General features: G+C 49.0%; 18 protein-coding genes. All 18 read right to left on the bottom strand.

Annotated elements, in window-relative coordinates:
- Positions 1–18 precede the first annotated feature (18 nt).
- The 18 genes from pgsA to MKY41_RS06870 all read right to left on the bottom strand — a co-directional run bounded on the left by pgsA (position 19) and on the right by MKY41_RS06870 (position 20,245).
- The gene (gene pgsA / locus MKY41_RS06785) at positions 19–597 is read right to left on the bottom strand and encodes a CDP-diacylglycerol--glycerol-3-phosphate 3-phosphatidyltransferase (RefSeq protein ID WP_340745650.1); all 579 of its coding nucleotides are present in this window, start codon (positions 595–597) and stop codon (positions 19–21) included.
- Positions 598–659: 62 nt separating this feature from the next.
- Entirely contained in the window at positions 660–1,538 is an 879-nt protein-coding gene (locus MKY41_RS06790) for a helix-turn-helix domain-containing protein (RefSeq protein ID WP_340744314.1), read from the bottom strand.
- A gap of 18 nt (positions 1,539–1,556) precedes the next feature.
- The gene (locus MKY41_RS06795; RefSeq protein ID WP_340744315.1) at positions 1,557–2,357 is read right to left on the bottom strand and encodes a DUF3388 domain-containing protein; all 801 of its coding nucleotides are present in this window, start codon (positions 2,355–2,357) and stop codon (positions 1,557–1,559) included.
- A 108-nt stretch (positions 2,358–2,465) separates the two neighbouring features.
- Positions 2,466–3,197, bottom strand: a complete 732-nt coding sequence (gene ymfI / locus MKY41_RS06800) for an elongation factor P 5-aminopentanone reductase (protein ID WP_340744316.1) — start codon at positions 3,195–3,197, stop codon at positions 2,466–2,468.
- Entirely contained in the window at positions 3,194–4,492 is a 1,299-nt protein-coding gene (gene yfmH, locus MKY41_RS06805; RefSeq protein WP_340744317.1) for an EF-P 5-aminopentanol modification-associated protein YfmH, read from the bottom strand. The genes ymfI and yfmH overlap by 4 nt, the downstream gene beginning before the upstream one ends.
- Positions 4,493–4,494: 2 nt before the next feature.
- Positions 4,495–5,775, bottom strand: coding sequence for an EF-P 5-aminopentanol modification-associated protein YfmF (gene yfmF, locus MKY41_RS06810; RefSeq protein ID WP_340744318.1), 1,281 nt, complete (start codon positions 5,773–5,775; stop codon positions 4,495–4,497).
- Positions 5,776–5,980: 205 nt separating this feature from the next.
- Complete coding sequence (locus tag MKY41_RS06815) at positions 5,981–6,940, bottom strand: ABC transporter permease (RefSeq protein WP_340744319.1); 960 nt, start codon at positions 6,938–6,940, stop codon at positions 5,981–5,983.
- Position 6,941: 1 nt separating this feature from the next.
- Positions 6,942–7,988 (bottom strand): ABC transporter permease, encoded by a 1,047-nt coding sequence (locus MKY41_RS06820; RefSeq protein ID WP_340744320.1) that lies wholly within the window; start codon positions 7,986–7,988, stop codon positions 6,942–6,944.
- Positions 7,978–9,549, bottom strand: coding sequence for an ABC transporter ATP-binding protein (locus tag MKY41_RS06825; protein WP_340744321.1), 1,572 nt, complete (start codon positions 9,547–9,549; stop codon positions 7,978–7,980). The genes MKY41_RS06820 and MKY41_RS06825 overlap by 11 nt, the downstream gene beginning before the upstream one ends.
- A 235-nt stretch (positions 9,550–9,784) precedes the next feature.
- Positions 9,785–10,861 (bottom strand): BMP family lipoprotein, encoded by a 1,077-nt coding sequence (locus tag MKY41_RS06830; RefSeq protein ID WP_340744322.1) that lies wholly within the window; start codon positions 10,859–10,861, stop codon positions 9,785–9,787.
- A gap of 44 nt (positions 10,862–10,905) precedes the next feature.
- Positions 10,906–11,634, bottom strand: coding sequence for a GntR family transcriptional regulator (locus MKY41_RS06835; RefSeq protein ID WP_340744323.1), 729 nt, complete (start codon positions 11,632–11,634; stop codon positions 10,906–10,908).
- A 141-nt stretch (positions 11,635–11,775) separates the two neighbouring features.
- Entirely contained in the window at positions 11,776–14,127 is a 2,352-nt protein-coding gene (locus MKY41_RS06840; protein WP_340744324.1) for a DNA translocase FtsK, read from the bottom strand.
- Between the two features lie 119 nt (positions 14,128–14,246).
- Positions 14,247–15,914: a ribonuclease J gene (locus tag MKY41_RS06845; protein WP_340744325.1), complete on the bottom strand. Its 1,668-nt coding sequence runs from the start codon at positions 15,912–15,914 to the stop codon at positions 14,247–14,249.
- Between the two features lie 588 nt (positions 15,915–16,502).
- Entirely contained in the window at positions 16,503–17,408 is a 906-nt protein-coding gene (dapA, locus tag MKY41_RS06850; protein WP_340744326.1) for a 4-hydroxy-tetrahydrodipicolinate synthase, read from the bottom strand.
- A 20-nt stretch (positions 17,409–17,428) separates the two neighbouring features.
- Positions 17,429–18,466: an aspartate-semialdehyde dehydrogenase gene (locus MKY41_RS06855; RefSeq protein ID WP_340744327.1), complete on the bottom strand. Its 1,038-nt coding sequence runs from the start codon at positions 18,464–18,466 to the stop codon at positions 17,429–17,431.
- A 134-nt stretch (positions 18,467–18,600) separates the two neighbouring features.
- Positions 18,601–19,191 carry a dipicolinate synthase subunit B gene (locus MKY41_RS06860; RefSeq protein WP_340744328.1) on the bottom strand — a complete coding sequence of 197 codons (591 nt, stop codon included), beginning with the start codon at positions 19,189–19,191 and terminating at the stop codon, positions 18,601–18,603.
- Between the two features lie 12 nt (positions 19,192–19,203).
- Positions 19,204–19,980 carry a hypothetical protein gene (locus MKY41_RS06865; protein ID WP_340744329.1) on the bottom strand — a complete coding sequence of 259 codons (777 nt, stop codon included), beginning with the start codon at positions 19,978–19,980 and terminating at the stop codon, positions 19,204–19,206.
- Complete coding sequence (locus MKY41_RS06870) at positions 19,970–20,245, bottom strand: YlmC/YmxH family sporulation protein (RefSeq protein ID WP_340744330.1); 276 nt, start codon at positions 20,243–20,245, stop codon at positions 19,970–19,972. The genes MKY41_RS06865 and MKY41_RS06870 overlap by 11 nt, the downstream gene beginning before the upstream one ends.
- Between the last annotated feature and the right edge of the window lie 38 nt (positions 20,246–20,283).

Here is a 20,283-nt window from a genome sequence, read left to right on the forward strand (position 1 = left end):
CTATTCACGTCCCTTTCTTTACATCGAGTCTAACAGCACCCTTCTATTCTTATAGAAGTAGTCGACACCCGACCAAATGGTGAAGAGCAAGGCAATATAAAGCATGATCAGTCCAAATGGAATACCGAGCAGTGCAAAAAAGATATTATTTAATAATAAGGAGGCAATGGCCAATATCTGAGCCACTGTCTTGATCTTGCCTAGCTGGTTCGCCGCGACGACTTCGCCGCCCCCCGCCAAGATCAGACGAAGTCCTGTAACAGCAAATTCCCGGCTGATGATAACGATGACAATCCAGGAAGGCGCAGCCCCCATTTCTACAAGGATGATCATCGCAGCCGAAACGAGCAGCTTATCTGCCAGCGGATCGAGGAATTTCCCCATATTCGTAACTAGCCCATATTTCCGGGCGATGAACCCATCCAGCCAATCGGTGGCCGACGCAAAAATGAAAAGCAAGCCACCGATCAAGTGTTCCACCGTCAATTCGGTTCCTCCGACATTCAGCTTGCCGAAACCGAAATCGATCAGCATGAACACCATGAAAATAGGGATAAGCAGTACACGGGAAACCGTGATTTTATTTGGCAAATTCATAAAGCGAAGTTCCCCTTTCTCTATACCTTTTTTCAAAGAAAATAGTCATCCTTTTCAGATGACTATTGCTCTTTCTTGTATTCGATAATGATGTTTTGCGTGGTTTTTGGTGAAGCATACTCCAATAGCTCGCCGTTGACGTAAATTTCCGTGCTTGCTGTACGTCCCACACGGATGCGTACCCGGTCGGTATCCGAGACATCTAATTCCACTTGCTCTCCAGCGCTCAATGTCCGGGCGTTCGGTTCCATCCGCTCCTGTCTCGCTGCATCCAACACACCGATCCAGGAATCCCCGTTTGTTTTAATTTCCAACTGGAATTGATCGGTATTGGTCAATGTGTACATGGAGTCGTCCCCGTTAATGGTGACATGTTCCAAAGTCTGTTCCTGTTCAGGCTCCACAACTTCCGGAGCAGGAGTTTCCTCCTCATCAGGTACCGCACCGGCATCATCATCTGCATTTTCCTTGGGCTTCTGTTCGACCGGCTTTTTCTCCACAGTCGTAATTGTTTCCTCCGGCGGATTATCGACGGACGGGTTCGTAGACCCATTGGACTTGTACAAAATCCAGACGACTACGATGATGACAATGATGAATAGAGCCACAATCACTTTCGGGATGGCCTCATTGATTCGGCTGTCCTTCAGACCTCTCCGGCGCCGAAGCGGGGCTGCGGGCTGGACAGAGTCCTCTTCCGGCAGTTCCGAAGGGGTTGTCTCTTGATACAAAGCCAACATTTCATCGGAATCAACCCCGACCGCCTCCGCATATTGCTTGATAAATGCCCGGACGTAAAAAGAGCCCGGCATCATGCTATAATCTTCGTTTTCAATACCGGAAAGGTATCTTTTCTGTATTTTTGTGATGGTCTGCAAATCTTCTAATGTATATCCTTTAGCTGTTCTCGCCTCTCGGAGACGATCACCTAATCCGGTCACCAAAAACACCTGCCTAATTTAAAAATTAAAGAATCCGGGCCCTCCCCCCATCGTCCCCGGGTCGGACATCATATGGTTTTTCTCCATCATCTCATATGTAATTTCCTGTTCCGGATCGGTCCGCAATTCAATGATATAGTCAAAATCCTCTATATCATATTCCGAATGCTGGACGAACATATCCGGGTGTTCCACCACTTTGATCGCCGGCATCCGCATGATTTCCCGAACGAGCTGCATATGGCGTTCATCCTCTGCACGACGGGTCACGATGCCGTCCAGTATGAAAATATTATCATCCGAAAACTCATCGCCCATCAACTTGCTCCGGACGGTCTGCTTGATCATTGTGGACGAGAGGAAAATCCACTTCTTATTCGCACAGACGCTTGCCGCCACGACAGACTCAGTCTTTCCAACCCGTGGCATCCCGCGGATTCCGATCAGTTTATGACCTTCCTGCTTGAAGATTTCGGCCATGAAATCGACGAGGATCCCGAGATCCCGACGCAAAAACCGAAACGTCTTCTTCTCATCCGCATCTCGCTGGATGTACCGACCATGGCGGACCGCCAATATATCCCGCAACTTCGGCTCACGAATCTTCAAAACTTTAATCGTTTCCATTGTCGATGCAATTTGTTCAAACCGCTTGATCTGCCCATCGTCTTCCGTACGCAAAAGCATTCCGCGGTGTCCGCCGTCGACGCCGTTAATCGTCATAATATTTACCCGCAACATCCCGAGCAACGATGCGATATCCCCGAGAAGTCCGGGACGGTTCACTTGAATTTCGTATTCCAGATACCATTCACCCATCTGGCACACCCCTTTTTCAATTCCCTAATATAGGACGCACGTGATTCAATATAGTTCTATAATAGCGGATTCATTTGCTTAAGAAAAGCAAAAAAGAAATCGGGCCGTTTACATATACCATCCACCGTTGACATTCAGGATGTCACCCGTTGTGTAATCCGCTTTGCCGCTCAGTAAATAATCAACCGCCTGCGCTACATGATCCGGGATTCCCGGCTTCATGAGCGGAATTTCTTCCATCGCCATTTGCTGCTCATCTTCCGGAAGATGGCCATTCATGCGGGTGTCGATCCATCCCGGCGCCACCCCATTCACCCGAATGCCCGAAAAAGCGGCCTCTTTGGCATACGCTTTGACAAAAGCATGCTGCGCGCCTTTCACTGCCGAATAAACAACCTCGCCCGCAGCCCCGGTCATTCCCCAAATGGAACCGATCATGACAACATAAGCCGTCCCGAAACTGCGCAATTGCGGCGACACAGCCGCGATGAACCTGGCAGGATTGCGGACATGGACTTTCCACAGATCATCCATATCCTCCGCTGTCGTTTCCGACAATAATTTATACATGGACTGACCGTTTGCCACGACGACAGCACGCACCTGTTTTACTTGCCTAGCCAGATCGGCACCATCCATCTGGCTCAGATCGCCTTGGATCGGCTGGAATTCCAAATCTGGATATGTTGCCTGCAGCTCCTCCTCCAAGCGTAGGACCGTACCCGCATTTTCATTGTAATGAAGGTAGAGCGACCAGCCGGAAGCGGCTAATGCCCGGCTGATCGACTCTCCGATGCCGCCCGATGCCCCTAGGACGACACAAAAACCAAGGTTGGTCATTGTGCTTTTTCCGAAGGGACGATCGTGAACACCGTACGACCGCTTTCATCCGAAAATGTCTGGAACGCTTTGTGCAGATCTTCCACTGTCAATTTTTCCAATGTAGGGACGACATCGAATAAATTCATTCCATTGAAGGCATAACGAGTGAACTGATTGGCAATATATTCAGGCGAGTTCAATGATCGCATGAACTGGCCAATCCTTTTTTTCCTCATCCGATTCAGGTCATCATCCGTGACAGGCCATGAAGCGACTGCCCCGTCGATCGTTTCACGAATCAATGCCTCCAACTTTTTCGGTTCTTCCGTGTCGGAGCCGACCATTGCAAAGCCGAAACCTTCCTCCAGCGAGAAATCATAGTTGAACGATTCATCGATGAGCCCTTCGTTGTACGCTTTCGTATAAAAATCGGATGATCTGCCGAAGAGAATATCCAGCACGAGATTGGAGGACAGCTCCTGAATGAGCATCTCTTCCCCTTGAACATCGGTCTTTGTGCATTTCATACCGATATTCAACTTCGGTTTCAAGACATCCATCTCCAACTTGCTTTCGGCGGTCGCTGCTGCCGGCGATTCTTCCGGGAAGTGGCGGACGATTGTTTCCGGTTCCTTGAATGTTTTTGCCGCCTGGTTCTTCTTCACAAAGTCGATCATTTCCGCCGGATCGACTGCGCCTACGACAAAAAACACCATATTGGAGGGATGATAAAACGTCTCATAGCAAGTGTACAGATGTTCAGCAGTAATATCCTGGATTGATTCGACCGTTCCCGCAATATCGATTCTCACAGGATGCTCGTGCATCAAGTTTTCAATCGTTCCATAGTAGAGACGCCAATCGGGAAGATCATCGTACATCGTTATTTCCTGGGCAATGATGCCCTTTTCCTTCTCAACCGTTTTTTCCGTAAAGTACGGATCTTGAACGAAATCGAGTAGGACTTCTGCGTTCTCGTACAATTTATCGGTAGCGGAAAATAGATACGAAGTTCTAGTAAAGGAAGTGAACGCATTGGCGGAAGCACCGTGGACGCTGAATTTCTGGAATACATCCCCGTCCTCTTTTTCGAACATCTTATGCTCTAGGAAATGTGCGATTCCATCCGGTACGGTAACTTCCTCCGTACCTCCGCGGGGAATGAACGTACGGTCAATCGAACCATATTTCGTCGTGAACGTCACGAACGTTTTGGAAAATCCTTTTTTTGGCAAGACGTAAACATCCAGCCCATTATCCAGCTTTTCATTATATAATGTTTCTTGAAGTGCATCGAATTGTATTTTCTTCATCGTCAAGCGGCCTCCTTGCCAGACAGCAGATACACGATTTCCAACGTGATTTCGGATGCCATTTTTTGAATATCGTCTTTCGTCACGGCCTCCCAGCCGGAGATGAGGAAATCGGCAGTGAAGTTCTCATTCAATTCCTTATACTGATCAAACACTTCGATTTGTCCTCTTGCCGAGTCGAACGTGCTCTTAATGCTGTTCGTCAGCAACGCTTTTGTCTGTTCGATTTCCAGATCCGTGATTTCTCCTCGCTGCAAGGCGTCGAGTTGTTCATTGATCAGTTTGACCGCCTTCTCTTCGAGCTCCGCGTCGATCCCGGCCATGACATAGATCAGGCCATAATGCGCAGAGTATGAACTCGACGCGTAATACGCCATGCTCTCTTTTTCACGGACATTCATGAACAGCTTACTATGCGCGAAGCCACCGAACACGCCATTCGTCACTTGCATTTTCAAATAATCCGGATGGGTGAATACAATCGGCGTGCTGAAGCCAAGATGCAGTTTCCCCTGTTTCATATCCTGTTTTTCCTTCACGTTCCGGACTTCCGATTTCTGTTCCGTCGCGCCAGGGGCAGCCGCTTCCTTGTCATTTTTCCGCACAGTCCGCGGTTCAAATGGAAACAGTTTCTTGATCTTTTCCGTCATCTTCTTTTCATCGATATCGCCGACGATGTAAATGTTGATTTCATCGTTTTGCAACATGCTGTTATAAGCCTCCAGCAAACCATCTGCCGTAACTGCTTCAACTTCCTCTTCCGTCCCATAGGAAGAAGTCGAGACCGGGCTATCAGGGCGCAACAGTTCCAGCATGCGCTTTTGGGCAAAACGCGTCTTATCGTCGTACACCGAACGGATCCGCTCTTTCACGGAACGTTTTTCACGGTTCACTACCGACTCATCGAACTTGCCATCGACAAAATTCGGGTTGAAGACGACTGTTTGCAATAAATCCAACACTTCATCGAGCACGGTATCGCCGGTCAAATACTCATCATTCACACATTCGGCGTAAAGGGACACAATATGTGTATTGGCCCGTTTCGTCGCGTCCGTAAACAGGACGGTTCCATACAGCTCATCCAATGTGTTTCGCAACTCACTCTGCGTTCGGTATTTGCCGTTTGAATCTTGGAGCACATTCGCCAGGACGGCGCGATTCGTCGCCTTTTCGGAGTCCAGTTCGGTCTTCCATTTCACTGAAAAATTGATCGTCTTGAATTGTTCGAGTGAACGGATGTATAAATTGACGCCCTCTTGAAGAATAACTTTATTGAACATATAAACACCTCTGTTTTTGTTAATATGAGGATTCTCCACTTCACTATACATGTCAAATGCGGCTTGGGGCAAATTACAGCTTGCCGGATGCCTTGCAAAATAAGAACTTGCTCATGCCCGATCCCAAATTCATTGAACCACCTGCCATTAAAAAGCTGCCCGGATGTCTGGTAATTTCCTGGGCAGCTTTCAATTGAACAATTTTTTACCGATTTCCTTTAATATATGGCTGACCGCTCGCTTTTGGTGCATTCGCCCGGCCGATGAATCCGGCTAATGCCAAAATCGTCAATACATACGGCAGGATATTAAAATACACCGAGGGTATGCTTTGCAGAAATTGAATATTTGCGGAGCTGATCGCCAACGCTTGAGCAAATCCGAAAAACAGGGCAGCTCCCATTGCACCGATCGGATGCCACTTCCCGAAAATCATCGCTGCAAGTGCAATGAACCCTTGTCCATTGATCGTCGCATGCCCAAAATCTCCCGTCATCGTCTGCGAGTAGATCGCGCCGCCGATGCCGGCAAGTCCACCCGAAATAATAACTGCAATGTAGCGGATTTTCGTCACATTGATCCCCATCGTATCCGCCGCCATTGGATGCTCCCCCACCGAACGAAGCCGAAGTCCGAAAGGCGTTTTATAAATGACAAACCAGGAAATGAACGCCAAAGCGATCGCTGCAATGGATGATCCGTAAAGACCCTTAAACAACATTGGGCCCAGAAATGGAATGTCTTTTAAAAGGGGAATATTGATCAATGGAATATTTTGTTGAATAAAATCGGTCTGCCCTTTATCAAAAATCATTTTTACTGAAAATAAGGCAACTGCCAAGCCAAGCATATTAATCGCTACCCCGGAAACGACTTGGTCAGCCCGGAACGAAATCGAGGCGACTGCGTGAATGACAGAAAACAGAGCCGACACGACCATCGCGGCAAGGAGAGCAAGCCATGGCGTCCATGCGCCGAACGTTTCCGCGAAGCGTAGGTTGAATAGGATCCCGATAAACGCCCCCATGATCATCAGCCCTTCCAGACCGATGTTGACGACCCCGGAACGTTCGGAAAAGACACCACCGATCGCCGTGAAAATGAGAGGAGCGGCATACGCGATTGTAATCGGCACGATAAAGTATAAGAAGCCTAAGAAGCTCATCTCACTTCGCCTCCTTTCTCTTATTCAACTTGCCGAGCAGGACACGAATGATGTAACCGGAAGCGACAAAGAGAATGATCAGTGCAATGACAATCGATACGATTTCATCAGGAACCCCTGCCTCACTCGGCATATTGCCCGCCCCGTATTTCAAGGCGCCGAACAAGGATGCCCCGAAAATGACACCAAGAGGCGTATTCGCGCCGAGTAGAGCGACCGCGATCCCGTCAAATCCAATCCCGGTAAATCCGCCAAGCTGTACCATGTTGCCAAACGTCCCGAGGGCTTCCATCGAACCCGCAAGACCGGCGAAGGCACCGGAAATGACCATAGACAGAATAATATTTTTATTCACACTCATGCCTGCGTATTGGGAGGCATGTTCGTTAAAGCCGACGGATTTTAATTCGAACCCGGTCTTGGTTTTTTCCAAGATGAGCCACATGACAAACACCATCGCAAGGGCGACAAGAATCCCGTAATGCAAGGTCGAAAAATCGGTTAAATTTCGTAGAAAATCCGATCGGAGGGAGGCGGACGGATGAATTTTTTCAGTTTTGTAGCTACCTCCTGAAACTGTCTTGATGAGCGCATTGACGACGTGGAGTGCAATATAGTTCATCATGATCGTGACAATGACTTCATGTACCCGCAAAGTCGCTTTTAGCAGGCCAGGTATGAATCCCCAAAGGGCGCCCGCTACAGCGGCAGCCAACAACGCCAGCGGCAAATGGATGATTTTAGGCAATTCAATCGCGGTCCCGACAAAAGTTGCCGCAAACCAACCAACGATCAGCTGACCTTCAACCCCAATATTGAAGAGGCCCGTCCGAAAAGCGAAGGCGACTGCAAGACCCGCCAATATATAGGGGCTAATTTGGCGGATTGTCTCCCCGATAGCATAGGAACTCCCGAAAATTCCGTTCCACAAGGCAATATATGCTTGAACAGGATCATAATCGCTGAACAGCATGACAACTGCCCCGACTAACAGGCCAAGGATAATGGCGATAACAGGAACAAGTACAGTAACAAGCCTATTCGACATGGCGGTCGTCACCTTCCTTCAATACGACATCATCCCCGACAACGATCATTTCTTCTTTGGCATGGCCCGCCATAAGAAGACCTAATTCTTGTTCAGTTGTTTCATATGGCAGTACCGTATCTACAATCTGTCCATCATAAATGACTGCAATCCGATCGGAAACATTCATCACCTCGTCCAATTCAAAAGAGATGAGTAAGACCGCTTTTCCATTATCCCGTTGTTCAATAAGCCGTTTATGGATAAATTCAATCGCCCCGACATCCAGTCCTCGGGTCGGCAAAGCGGCAATGAGCAATTCGGGATTCCGATCCACCTCGCGGCCGATGATCAATTTCTGCTGATTCCCCCCGGATAGGGCGCGCACTAATTCATGTTCCCCTTGTGTGCGCACGTCGAAAGCTGCAATGATATCCTTTGCTTTTTGAGAGATAACTTTATAATCCATTAGACCGTTTTTGGAAAACGGCTTTTTATAATACGTTTGCAATGCGGCATTATAACCGACGGAAAAATCCAAGACGAGTCCGTGTTTATGGCGGTCTTGCGGAATATGCCCAAGACCCGCTTCCGTGATTTCCCGAGGCTTTTTCCCGGTGACGTCCACCGTGTCGAGAAACACATTCCCGCTTTTCACCTTCCGCAAGCCGGCAATCGCTTCGATCAATTCCGATTGTCCATTGCCATCAATACCCGCAATGCCGACGATTTCACCTTTCCGGACGGATAGATTGAGCCCTTTCAATTTAGGAATACCCCGGTAATCCTCAACAACCAAATTCTCAATCCGAAGCACTTCTTCTATCGGTCGAGAAGGCCCTTTTTCGGTTTTAAACGTCACCTGGCGACCGACCATCATCGTAGCCAGTTCTACGGGCGTCGTCTCCGATGTGACTACAGTGCCGATTCCTTGTCCTTTTCGGATGATCGTCACACGGTCGGAGACATCCATGATTTCTTGCAATTTATGCGTGATGATGATAATCGATTTTCCTTCGGCGATCAATTTCTTCATAATGGAAATCAATTCCTGGATCTCCTGTGGGGTCAAGGAGGCTGTCGGTTCATCGAAAATCAAAATGTCAGCACCGCGATAAAGCGTTTTTAAAATCTCCACCCGTTGCTGCATGCCAACCGAAATATCTTCAATTTTTGCATAGGGATCGACATCGAGCCCGTACAGCTTAGAGATTTCCGCCACTTTTTTGGCTGCGGCTTTTACATTGATCATGCCCATTTTTTTCGGTTCATTACCGAGGACGATATTTTCCGTAACCGTCAGATTTTCCACGAGCATGAAGTGCTGATGCACCATGCCGATCCCTTGGCTATTGGCCACATTCGGATCGGTGATGGCGATCGCTTTCCCTCGTACCCGGATTTCCCCGCCATCCGGCTGGTACAATCCGAAGAGGACATTCATCAGCGTCGATTTCCCGGCACCATTTTCCCCTAAGAGGGCATGGATTTCCCCTTTTTTCAGTTGGAGAGTGATATTATCATTGGCAACAAAATTGCCGAATACCTTTCGGATATTCAGCATCTCCACTACGTATTCCATCGACTCCACTCCCTCGCCATTCATATATAAATCAGTTGTTCGCTCTATAAGGTAAGGTCAAATTAACACAAGAAAAGGCAACAGGTCGCAACCCTTTCTTCTATTAATTTCAGCCAGATCTTCCTTAGACCGCCTTCCTCCAACTTCTTTTCAAACTCCACTGGAGGCTGTACTTGAATCAGCGGGATGTTGACTTCCGCTGATTCAAGTCATAACCTTCCCGGTTTCCATCTTGTTATTTCTCTGGAAGTTCCGGAACTTCGATCTCTCCATCAATAATCTTCTTCGTATAATCTTCCACTTCAGCCATCACTTCTTCCGGAATGGCGCCTCGGGAGTCCGCCAACTCCACCCCTTGATCCGCAAGGCCGTAAGTTGTTACCACACCTCCAGGGAATTCACCGTCGCGCGCCTGCTCCGCTATTTTTTTAACAGCGATATCGACCCGTTTTAACATGGATGTCAGTGTCACGCTCTGGTCCCCGACTTTTCCTTCATCGTATTGGTCAGAATCGACACCGATGACCCAAACATATTCATCCGGATTTGCTTTTTTACGTTCTTTCGCTTCGGAGAAGATGCCGTTTCCAGTACCGCCAGCGGCGTGGAATATAATATCAACGCCCGAAGAGTACATTAAATTGGCCGCCGCTTTCCCCAAGTCGGCTTTCGTGAAATCATTTGTATAATGAACTTCCACTTTGATATCCGGATTCACTGCTTCGGCACCTGCACGGAATCCCGCTTCAAACCGTTTGATGACCGGCAAGTCCCTGCCGCCGATAAATCCGACTTTACCCGATTTCGACATGTTGGCTGCCACTACTCCGGCCAAGAAGGCGCCTTCCTGCTCTTTGAACATAACGCTTGCTACATTTGGCATGTCCGTCACTTCATCGACTAACGCGAAATGATTGTCGGGACGTTCCGAAGCAATGTCCTCCACCGCGTCTTTCACCATTGCCCCGATTCCAAAAATCAAATCGAAATCACGTGATATCAATTTATTCAGGTTCGGGATATACTCGGCTGCTTTTGTCGATTGAAGATAGTCATACCCGCCATTCCCTTTTTCTAAATTATTGTCTTTGCCAAATTGCTTGATTCCTTCCCAAGCAGATTGGTTGAAGGATTTGTCATCCACGCCGCCCTCATCGGTTACCATGGCGACCGAGAAGGTATCATCAGCTGACTGCTGCCCTTCTGTGTTGCCTCCGTTGTCTTTTTCCTTATCTCCGCCACCGCATGCCCCAAGTATCGTTCCGGCTGCCAGTAAGAATGAAAGGCCAAGGCCAAATTTCCGTTTACCCAATGACAGGACCTCCCTGTTTTTATTTAGTATGACGCCTAAACGTCTTATACCCGTTTTCGCACGACATGAAAACTGAATTTATCCGCCCGGAAGTAGTTCTTTGAGAAAAGGACCATTTCTCCATCTTCACTATAATGATGTTGGATTAGGGCAAGCAGCGGGATTTCCACACCGCAGCGGAGTATGGAAGAGGCTTCCTCGTCATAACCGACCGGTTCAATATAGGCAACCGCTTGGGAAATCCGGATATCTCCGGATTTTTCAATCGATTCGAAAATGGATTCGTTCCAAAGGTGCTCAACTCCTCCCGAAATCGTTCGGGCAAGGACTTGGTCGATGCAGTAGACAACCGGTTCACCGTCCGCCGTCCGTACCCGTTTAATTGTGACAAGGCGGTCTCCTTCTTCGCATGGAAAGGCACCCCCATTTTCCTCGGTCACCTCGGTATCATTGATATCCATGAAAATTGTCCCCGGTTCCATTCCCGCCTCGCGGATCATGGCAGACACGCTGGATAATTGCTCGATTCCGGATGTAAACAGCGGTTTCGGGTTCACAAATGTACCGACCCCATGTTTCCGCACGATGACTTTTTCCTCTTCCAACAGCCGGAGCGCTTCCCGTAATGTGGAGCGGCTGACGCCAAGGGATCTCGCCAACTCAAATTCAGAAGGGAATTTTTCATTCTCCTTGAAAATCCCGTTTTCAATATCCTGTTTCAATCGTTCGATCACCTGTACATACAGATGTCGCTGATCCGCTTTCACTACCATCAAAACCCTCCTCCCCTAAGAGGTCAGACCTCAGATGTTTGACCTTTTATATTCACGCTTACTATAACACTTTAATCCTGTAAAATACAGATGCGGTAGGTAGATCGGTTTCGCATTCGGGATGGAAGGCTAGTGCTTTTGTTAGTATGCACCGTCATGTTCTCCTTTATCGAGCAGAACTTGTCTCGGTTTGCTTCCTTCTGATGGTCCGACAATGCCGCGCATCTCCATCTGGTCGACAATCCGGGCCGCCCTGGAATAGCCGATGCGGAAGCGCCGCTGCAACATCGAGACGGATGCAGTCTGCATTTCAACGACAAGCTGCACTGCTTCATCAAATAATTCGTCCGTCTCTTCATGAAGAGGGACTTCCTCCACATCTGTCGGGATCATTTCTTCCTGATATTGGGCCTTTTGCTGCTCAATGACGAAATTAACAATCGCTTCGACTTCCGCATCCGAGACGAAAGCGCCTTGGACCCGGGTCGGTTTGGAGACTCCCGCCGGCAAGAACAGCATATCGCCCCTGCCGAGCAGTTTCTCCGCCCCTCCCGTGTCCAAAATCGTCCTAGAGTCCACAGCCGATGATACGGCAAAGGCAATCCGGGACGGGATATTCGCTTTAATGATGCCTGTGATGACATCGACACTTGGACGCTGTGTCGCGATAATCAGGTGGATTCCGGCAGCACGCGCCATTTGGGCCAAACGCGTGATCGAGTCTTCAACATCGCTGGAAGCGACCATCATGAGGTCCGCCAACTCATCTACGATGACGACGATGAACGGCATACGCGGATGCTTTTCATCGTTCATCCGGTTCCATTCTTCGATATGTTCATTATAGCCTTCGATATTCCGTGTCCCGGTATGGGAAAACAGTTCATAGCGCCGCTCCATCTCCGCGACCACTTTTTGCAGCGCCTGGGAAGCCTTCCGCGGATCAGTCACGACCGGCGCGAGAAGATGCGGGACTCCATTATACACATTCAGTTCGACCATTTTCGGGTCTATCATCATAAGCTTCACTTCATGGGGCTTCGCTCTCATTAAGATGCTCACGATGATGCCATTGATGCACACACTTTTCCCGCTGCCCGTTGACCCGGCGATGAGGACGTGCGGCATCTTGTTCAATTCAGCGAGCATTGCCTGCCCGGTGACATCCCGGCCGAGTGAGATCATCAACTTCGAATCGGGCCGGCTATTCTCTTTCGACTCGACCACTTCCCGGAGACTCACCATGGCAATTGCATTGTTAGGCACTTCAATGCCGACCGCTGATTTTCCGGGAATCGGCGCTTCAATCCGAATATCCCGCGCAGCGAGCGCCAAGGCGATATCATCCGCCAGACTGACAATCCGACTCACTTTTACGCCCGTATCTGGCAGCACTTCGTATTTTGTGACAGCTGGTCCCAAATGGACTTGCGTAACACGCACTTTGACCCCAAAGCTGAGGAAAGTCCGTTCCAGCGTCTGGGCATTTGCTTGGATGGAATCATACTCTTCCGATTGATCATGATGGGGCGTCTGTTTTAATAAGGTGGCTGGTGGAAGGATATAAGACTCGTTTTCCTCTTCCCCGGTCACTCCCGTATAGGTCGAAATTTCGACCTGCTTCGGTTGCTCGGACGTTTCCACAGCCGCCGCCTGCTCTTCCTCTGCCGGTTTATCCTCCACTTTCTCTATCCGTTCGCTAAAAGCGGATATGATAGGCTGAGCCGGCAATGATTCCTCCTCCACGTCTCCAGCATCAGGTACATTCGGCACTGTCCGCACCTCTTGGATAAGTGATCTTTTTGTATCGCGCGATGAACGGGATGAGCGTGAAGGTTGTTTTTTCTTCCGTTTCTGCTTTCCTTTTTGCTCAAACAATCCTTTTATCGATTCGATGGCTGCCGGGAAATGCTCGGCGACATATGGAACGAGCGCTTTTCCGGTCAATAAAACAAGCCCGATCAACAGCAACAGCACACCCGCAACGGTCGCCCCCGCAGAATCGAGAAGCGAATGGAACATCGCAAACAAGACTGCGCCGGCCATGCCGCCACCCAACGCCCCTGTCCTCGACTCGATGCCTTCATTCGTGATGAGCACCTTCCACGTCTCCTTCAAAGCGGAATTGGACATAAGGACCCGGCTTTCGTAGAGCTCTTTGAAAAGATAAATATGGCTGAATAATAGAAGGCTCGCCAAGATAAATAGACAGCCCGCGACAATCCGGTTTTTCCATCCGCCCATCTTCCGGTTAATCATATAAATCAAGGCCTGGATGATCAGCAATAACGGCAGGGCGCCATGCCAATTCCCGAAAACGAACCGTCCCACCGATGCCAGGCTCCTTCCCACAACACCGAACTCAAATATGATGATGACGGCAAGTCCGATCATCGCCAAGCCGACGACTTCATAGAGCAACGGATTCCAGCCGCCCGTCTTCTTTTTTTGCGCAGTAGCGCGCTTTTTCTTTTTCTTCGCCCGTTTTGACATTTTCCCCCTCCTCACTAAATCAGGTGGTCTTCAATCATTTCAGTACATATAAAGCCAACTTTACTAAAAAAGGATTTCCCGCCGCAATGACGGCAAGGAAATCCTTGTTTGGTTGGAAATCAATACTCCATAATAATCGGGATAATCATCGGTCTTCTCTTCGTTTGCTGGAACAAATAAGAACTTAACGTATCACGGATCTCTTGTTTAATGTTTGTCCATTCAAACGTCTCTTTATTCACATACTTTTCGACAATCTTGCGGACCAGCTTGGCGGATTCCTCCAACAGTTCCTCGGATTCCCGAACATACACGAATCCACGCGAAACGATTTCAGGTCCCGCAGCAATTCGTTTCTGCTTGCGGCTCAATGTGACGACAACCGTGAAGATGCCGTCCTGGCTCAGCAATTTGCGGTCACGCAGGACGATATTGCCGACGTCGCCGACCCCGATGCCGTCGATGAGGACATTGCCCGCCTGCACACGGCCGCTCATCCGCATCTTATTATTCTTGAACTCGACGATATCGCCTTTATCTGCAATGAAAATCTGCGACTTTTCCAAACCGGTTTCCTGAGCTAGCTTGGAATGCGCGATGAGCATCCGGTATTCGCCTTGAATCGGGATGAAATATTTTGGACGCATCAAATTCAGCATCAGTTTAAGGTCTTCCTGGCTGCCATGCCCCGATACATGGACCTTCTTACTGGAGGTCAGTACCGTCGCACCCGCCTTAGCCAGCTCATTCATCGTCTGGAACATTTCGACTTCCATCCCAGGCGAGGGAGTGAACGTAATCAGAATTGTATCCGTCTCTTTGATGCGGAGATCCTTATGGTGCTTGCGGACAATCCGTTCCAAAGCGTCAAGAGGTTCGCCTTTATTACCCGTCACGATAACGACGACTTGATCATCGTCATATTTCTCAATGTCTTTTATCGGGATGACAATCTCATCATCGATATGCAAATATCCGAGTTTCATGCCGACTTCGAAATAACTTTCCAAGCTTTTCCCGACGACTGCCACTTTCTTGCCGGTTTCGCTTGCCTTGTCGAACACTTGCTGAATACGGATAAAGTTCGACGCATAGAGCGCGACCAAAATGCGGCCTTCCGCCTTATGGAAAGTCTTCGAAAGTTCCTCTTCAATGACGGATTCAGATGTCGTGTAGCCAGGACGTTCCGCTTCCGAGGAATCGGACATGAGGATGAAGACCCCTTCTTCACCAAGGCCCGCCATTTTCGCCATATCTGGACGGTATTTGCCTTTCGCGGACTGGTCAAATTTGAATTCCCCTGTATGGACGATAGCCCCTTCGCTCGTATGGAACACGATTCCAAGTGAATCTGGAATGCTATGTGTCGTATGGAAGAACGTAACATGCGTCTGCTTGAAGTTCATGCGGCTTTTATTCGTCACTTCGAAAAACTTCACCTGATGTGGCGCAGGCATCTGTTTGAGATGCTCTTTCGCCAAGGCAAGCGTCAGTTTCGATCCATAGACCGGCGCCTGCACTTTCTGCAGCAAGTATGCGATCGAGCCGATGGCGTCTTCATGGCCATGCGTCAAGAAAATCCCTTTCACCCGATCTTTGTTCTCCTCGACATAGGAAATGTCCGGTATGACGATATCGATGCCGAGCATCTCGCCTTCCGGGAACATCAGCCCGGAATCAACGATGAACATTTCATCATCGATTTCTACGACATACATCGCCTTCCCGATTTCCCCGACTCCCCCGAGCGGGATGATTCTTATTAATTCGTTTTTGGTTTTTGTCAAAATAGTTCCTCCTATTGCCTCTATACATTGAAATAAAAACTGCATCCGGGTTACCTACCGTTGATTTCCATTCCAGGCGGACGCTTTCTGCAAGCACGGCTTTAACTAATCGAACAGCAAATGGTTCGACCGCCGGTTTTTAACGCTACGCTTTTTGACGCAAAGCGCTCTTCATAACAGCCTGCGCAGGAGTCGCCGCCTTCCACTCCAATCAACTGCATACTCTGTCTATTTTCATGAAAAAGTCTAAACCAATTTACATATGCTCAAAAAGCCGGGCAAGCTTCAAGCAGTCTTCGGCTTGGAATGAAAAGTATCCACCCGGACATGCCCGTCCATGGCGAAAACCCATTTTTACGGTTTCAGCCAAACTTCCCGCACTTCTTAAAATTCCTATTTGGTTTCCCGTCCACTTCAACTAAGATTCATTATACGGGACAAGCGCATTCTGCACAAACAAAAAAAGCCTTTTTGAATGACAATGGCTTTTTTTATGTTTTTTAAATCAATTCAGTCATTTAATGTAACGATAAAAAAGCCGAGCCATCGCCATCCGATTGGATGGTGAGGCTCGGCACTGTCATTGAATTATACTGGTTTTTGAACCGAGAAGCGTGCGCTTTGTTGATGGAAAGCTTCCCAGACTGCATCAAATTCCGGATGCTCGTCGCCATATGCCATGAGCGGCAGGCGGACACCGCCGACCGGAACGCCGATTTTATTCAGCGCGTATTTGACTGGAACCGGGTTCGGAGAAGCGAATAATGCTCCGAATAATGGTAATAAGGCACGGTGCATATCCGCCGCTTCTTTCGTTTTGCCGTTCTTGAAGGCGTTGATCATCTGCTGCATTTCATTCCCGACAACGTGGGAGGCAACCGAGACGATTCCTTTTCCTCCGATGGAAAGCAGCGGCAATGTCAAGCCGTCATCACCGGAGTAGACGTCGAAATCATCCGCCGTCCCTTCGATGATGGCTGCCATTTGCTCCAGGTCGCCGCTCGCTTCTTTAATGGCCTGGATATTATCCACTTTTGAAAGCGCGATGACCGTTTCCGGCACCATATTGACTGTGGAGCGGCCCGGGATGTTGTAAAGAAGAATCGGTAATTTCGTCTCCTTCGCAACATGCGTGAAATGGGCATAGAGCCCTTTTTGGTCCGGTTTATTGTAGTAAGGTGTAACAAGCATGATGCCGTCCACGCCTAGCGATTCAGCCGTTTTCGTCAACTGGACCGAAACCGCGGTATCATTCGTACCGGTTCCTGCAAGGACCGGAATCCGCTTGTTGACTTGTTTCACCGTGAAGTCGATGAGCTCTTTATCCTCTTCTGCAGATAAGGTCGGTGATTCCCCCGTCGTCCCGCAGACGACGAGCGTATCCGTACCGTTCGCAATTAAATGCTCGATCAAGTTGGCGGTTTTTTGGAAATCGATGTTCCCTTCCGGTGTAAAAGGAGTCACCATCGCCGTTGCTATTTGTCCTATATCCATTTTGATCAGCCTTTCGTTTTTTATTGCTCCGCCAGAAGCTTTTCTCCGATTTGCACGGAGTTCAATGCCGCACCTTTCAGCAGATTGTCAGAAACGATCCAAAGGTGGAATCCAGTTGCTTCTTCCGGATCTTTCCGGATTCGTCCGACGAACACTTCGTCTTTTCCTTCCGCGAATAGCGGCATCGGATACGTCTGTGTGGACGGATCGTCTTGAACGACGACGCCCGGTGCATCCTTCAGCAAGTCTTTGAGGTCTTCCACTGTCACATCTTCTGTGCCCAATTGGATATAGACCGACTCCGAATGCCCCGTCACGACCGGAAGCCGTACGCAAGTCGCCGTAACCGCAAGTTCCTGGTCGCCAAAGATCTTTTTCGTTTCATTCATCATTTTCAATTCTTCCAATGTGAATCCGGAACCGGATGGGTGGAATGAATCGATTTGAGGAATCGCATTGAATGCGATCGGATAATGGCGTTCTGCCGAAGCGGATGGCAAGACTTCCGCCACGTTCTCCGCACGCTGTTCAAAATGCCCGCTTTGTGCGCCCAGCTCGTCGATCGCCTCGGAACCTGCTCCCGATACCGCTTGGTACGTCGATACGATGATCCGATTGATGCCGTATTTTTCTTTGATCGGCTGAAGTGCCGCCACCATCTGGATCGTTGAACAGTTCGGGTTCGCGATGATTCCCGTATGATCCTGGAGCGCCTGAGGATTCACTTCAGGCACGACAAGAGGAATATCTTCCTTCATCCGGAATGCACTCGTATTATCAATGACGACCGCTCCCCGCTTCACCGCTTCCGGAGCGAATTTTTCGGAGATCGATCCGCCTGCGCTGAAAAACGCAATGTCAATCCCTTCAAAAGATTCGGGTGTCGTTTCTTCCACTGTATATGTTTGATTGCCTGCCTTTATCTCAACACCTGCCGATCGTTTCGAAGCTAGTAGCTTGATCGATTTTGCAGGAAAATTGCGTTCAAGTAATTTTTCAAGGATTTTCGTCCCGACAGCCCCAGTCGCGCCGACGATTGCAACATTCACGTTCTTCATCTCTATCTTCCTTTCAGCTAGTTAAAGGATCGGGAAGCCTTGCATGCCGCATACTTGCGGGGGCCTCCCTCTTATCCTAAGCAGTTCATTGGTCGAATTATATCATATTTACGAATTATATGCAGGATGTATTTTTATTTATTATGCTGCATAATCAACAATGGCTGAAGTTGCCTTTTTTCCAAGGCAGCCGCAGCAGCCGGCACCATCAACGAGAAATCGCTGATGAGAGAGTTCGGTTTTTTGTATGGGTCGTCTTGCCCGAACGGGATGAAATAGACATTTTTCATATTCAATAGTTTTGCGATATTCGACGCATTCAATCCGAGCGCATCATTCGTCGAAATACCGATCAGGACAGGGCTGCCGTTTCGCAGTGTCGCCTTAGCCGCCATCAAGACGGGGGAATCCGTCGCGGCATTGGCAAATTTACTAATCGAATTTCCCGTCATCGGGGCGATGATCATGCAATCCACGGGGTTCGATGGACCGAACGGCTCGGCCTCGACTATCGAGGAGATCACTTTCTCCCCCGTCACTCCTTCGATCCGTTGTATCCATTCCTCTCCCGTCCCGAACCGGGTGGCTGCTGTCAAAACAGAATGGGTGATAACCGGTACGACCGTCGCTCCATTGGTCTTCAACGATTCAATGACCGGGATGATTTCTTCATACGTGCAATGGCTAGCCGTAATCCCTAAACCGATCCGCTTTCCCTGTAGCATTTATATCCCCTTTCATTTCCGATAGATCCTTCCGAGCGCCCCGGCAAGTGCCACGGCCGCATCTTCAGGATAATGTTTGCCCGGCAATCCAAGCAGTACTGTATAGTATTCAGGCGCCGGGCTCTTCTTTAGGCATCCGGGCGCAGATGCCAGATCGAAAATGTGGGAACGGGAATCCTGGGCTGCAGAAAGCCATTGGACCGGTATCGTATTGATGAGCTCCCCTTCAGGCAGTTGAAACGAATCGGTAAGCGCAATCGTCTCGTATCCAAGGGCCGCCGCTTCGCCGAGCTGCGCTTCCGCCCGTGCAATGATCGTGACTTTAGCGCCAAGCGAAGCTAGCACATGGGCGGTCAATTTGCCGACCCTTCCAAAGCCGGCTACGTAAAATTGTTTGCCGGCAATGCTGCGCTTCGTTCGGTTGTAATATTCATGGACGAACGCTTCCGCAGTCAACCTTGCATTTTCCCAGATGAATTGCTCCTCTTTTAAATAGGAATGGACCGGATGACCCGCCTCCTCGAACGGCCGGATCCATTGCTCCGACGCCACTCCTGTATAAAGGCGGGCCCCTTTTGCCAAGCGACCTGCCGGGATCGGCGGCCCCTCCATTTGCAAAACAGGCAGCACAATATGGTCGGGTTCCAATTGGAGCAACAAATCACCGAGCGGTTCCGTATAACAATCCGTCCTGAAATGCGTACTATCATGCCCTCTTTGCTTGAATATGTTACAACAGGCGGCAATCCGTTCATCTGTTCCGATGAACAGCCATTTTTCATTTGTCATCGAAGTTCAACTCGCTCATGCTTCGTGTTTTCCCGAATAAGATCCGATGCTCCCCGATCAGGACAATTTCATCCCAAGGGATATACTCATCGGTCCCCTCCTGTCGGTTTTTGAATGAAAACCGCCCAAGCTTTTTCTTGATTTCAAACCCGATAATATCTCCCGTCTTGCCATTGAAAATCATATCCGTATCCCCGAGGAATCCATACCGGACCCCATCTTCCACTTGGATCAATTCCTTTTGCGCCAGATCAGATAACAGCATGCTCCAGTCCCCTTTCTCTTTTCTCCTACCATCCTATG

Source organism: Sporosarcina sp. FSL W7-1349 (assembly GCF_038003045.1).
GTDB lineage: Bacteria > Bacillota > Bacilli > Bacillales_A > Planococcaceae > Sporosarcina.